The sequence below is a fragment of the Mycobacterium sp. ABE4_509 genome, from assembly GCF_056160785.1.
Genome location: NZ_JBSWXU010000279.1, coordinates 1 through 2034, shown reverse-complemented (window position 1 = coordinate 2034; position 2034 = coordinate 1). Strand labels below are relative to the sequence as shown.

General features: G+C 70.8%; 4 protein-coding genes. 1 reads left to right on the top strand and 3 read right to left on the bottom strand.

Annotated features, from left to right (window positions below; genetic code table 11):
• Positions 1-107: 107 nt before the first annotated feature.
• Both ACXAID_RS27900 and ACXAID_RS27895 read right to left on the bottom strand, forming a co-directional pair.
• On the bottom strand, positions 108-449 hold the full coding sequence (locus tag ACXAID_RS27900; protein ID WP_475025405.1) for a DUF202 domain-containing protein: 342 nt from the start codon (positions 447-449) through the stop codon (positions 108-110).
• Between the two features lies 1 nt (position 450).
• Complete coding sequence (locus tag ACXAID_RS27895; RefSeq protein WP_475025404.1) at positions 451-804, bottom strand: YidH family protein; 354 nt, start codon at positions 802-804, stop codon at positions 451-453.
• Positions 805-855: 51 nt separating this feature from the next.
• Here ACXAID_RS27895 and ACXAID_RS27890 point away from each other — a divergent pair, with 51 nt between their 5' ends.
• Complete coding sequence (locus ACXAID_RS27890; RefSeq protein ID WP_475025403.1) at positions 856-1716, top strand: acyl-CoA thioesterase; 861 nt, start codon at positions 856-858, stop codon at positions 1714-1716.
• Positions 1717-1790: 74 nt separating this feature from the next.
• On the opposite strand, the gene ACXAID_RS27885 is transcribed toward ACXAID_RS27890, so the two are convergent.
• Positions 1791-2034, bottom strand: a 244-nt coding sequence (locus tag ACXAID_RS27885) for an SHOCT domain-containing protein (RefSeq protein WP_475025402.1), incomplete at its 5' end; no start/stop codon positions are given.

Here is a 2034-nt window from a genome sequence, read left to right as displayed (position 1 = left end):
CAACCCGAAGGCGGCAGGCACCCTACGAGCCAGACACCAGGTGTAAAGGATCCAACCACCGCAAGAAGCGGTGACCTCACCCTGACACTGAGTGCACCCTAGAGCGCTCACGGCGCGAACAGCACGGCCACCACGATCAGCGCGGCGAAACCCGCTGTGCTGTAACCGAGCACGGCCACCTCGAACCCGGGTGCGGGCAGCGTGGTGGTGTCAGCGGTGTCGGTGGGGTCGGTGTGGACCCCGCGTGAGCGCCGGTATCCGAGCCAGAGGGCCACCAGGGCCAGCAGGCCGGCGACGATGGCCAGTGCGCTGCGCCCGACCCCGAGCGGGCCGTGCGGCTTGAGCAGCACCAGCGCCCCGCCGACCAGGAAGCCGAAGGCGCTGCGCTCCCAGGACATCAGGGTGCGCTCGGCCTGCAACCCCGGCTTGTCCGGGGCGGGGCCGGGCACCTCAGGAACCCCCGGGCGGCCAGATCATCAACACGATCAGCACCCCGACGGTGACCACGAAGACCGTCACCCCCAGGATCGCCGGCACATGGGTCGGCGGCAGGTCGGCGTTGCGCCGCATCGCCATCTGCACCCGCTGCCAGCGGCGCACCGCCAACGCGGCAAGCAGGCCGCCGCCGGCGGTGAGAACCACGCTCAACACGTGGCGCACCCCCGGAACGCCGAACTCGGGAACGAACTGCACGATCGCCACTCCTCCGGCGACCAGGGCCAGCGAGGTGCGGATCCAGGCCAGGAAGGTTCGTTCGTTGGCAAGTGTGAAGCGGTAGTCCGGGTCCTGCTCCACGTCGCTCATCCACCGGATGCTAGCCGCGCGGGCCGGTGGGCGGCACGGCATGATGCCGGGGTGTCCTACCGCCAGCCGTCCCTGACCGACGTCATCACCACCCTGCAGGTCGACCGCGTCGACGATCTGCACTTCGTCGCCACCCAGATGGACAACCCGGCCCACCACATCGTCGGGGGCCACATCGCCGGGCAGGCCCTGATGGCCGCCAGCCGCACCGCCCCGGGACGGACGCCGCACAGCGTGCACGTCTACTACGTGCGCGCCGGGGACGCCCGCAAGCCCGTCGACCTCCATGTCGATGCGGCACGCGACGGCGGGACACTGTCGACCCGGCAGGTCACCGCCCGCCAGGACGGACAGATCCTGCTCGAAGCCCTGGCGTCGTTCAGCGCCCCGGTCGAGTCGACGGACTACCAGCAGCCTATGCCGGAGGTGCCCGATCCCGACTCGCTGGCACCGGTGCAGCAGCAGTTGGGGGACTACGCCGAGGAAGCGGGCGGGTACTGGGTGCGCCCGCAGCCTTTCGACCTGCGCTACGTCGATGCGCCCCCGCGGCTGGCGCTGGACCAGCCGAACCCGTCACCGCGGATCCGGTTGTGGTGGCGGCCGGCCGAGCCGGTGCCCGCCGACGACATCCTGGGGTGCGCTCTGCTGACCTATCTGTCCGGTACGACCATGCTCGAGACGGCGCTGACGATGCGCGGCGCCACGGCGATCAGCACGTTCAACGCGCTGATCGATCATGCGCTGTGGTTCCACCGGCCCATCGACCTCTCGGACTGGGTGCTCTCGGATCAGTCCTCGCCGAGCGGCATCGGCGGCCGGGGCCTGGCCACCTCGACGATGTACAACCGGGCGGGCCAGTTGGTCTGCATCGCCACCCAGGAGCTGTACTTCGGCCGGGGTGACGCCAAGTAAGCGCGGCAGTGCGGTTTCTGACGGAAATCGGGCCTATTCGCGCAGAATCCGTACGCTCGTGGGCTCGGCCGGCCTCAGAGCCGGCCGAGCAGCTCGGCTTTCTTGGCGGCGAACTCCTCGTCGGAGAGGATGCCGCGCTCGTGCAGTCCGGCCAGCGACTCGATCGCCGAGATGATCGCGCCGGGATCCCCGGACTGACCGGTCGGCGCCGGCGCGGGGCTGGCGGCCGGAGTCGGCGCGGGCGCGGGGGAAGGCGCCGGAGCTGGGGAAGGCGCCGGAGCAGGTGGCGGCGTCTGCGACTGCGACTGGGTCTGGGTC

Coding starts and splice junctions, on each gene's coding strand:
- ACXAID_RS27895 (WP_475025404.1), bottom strand. CDS start 804: ATGAGCGACGTGGAGCAGGACCCGGACTACCGCTTCACACTTGCCAAC.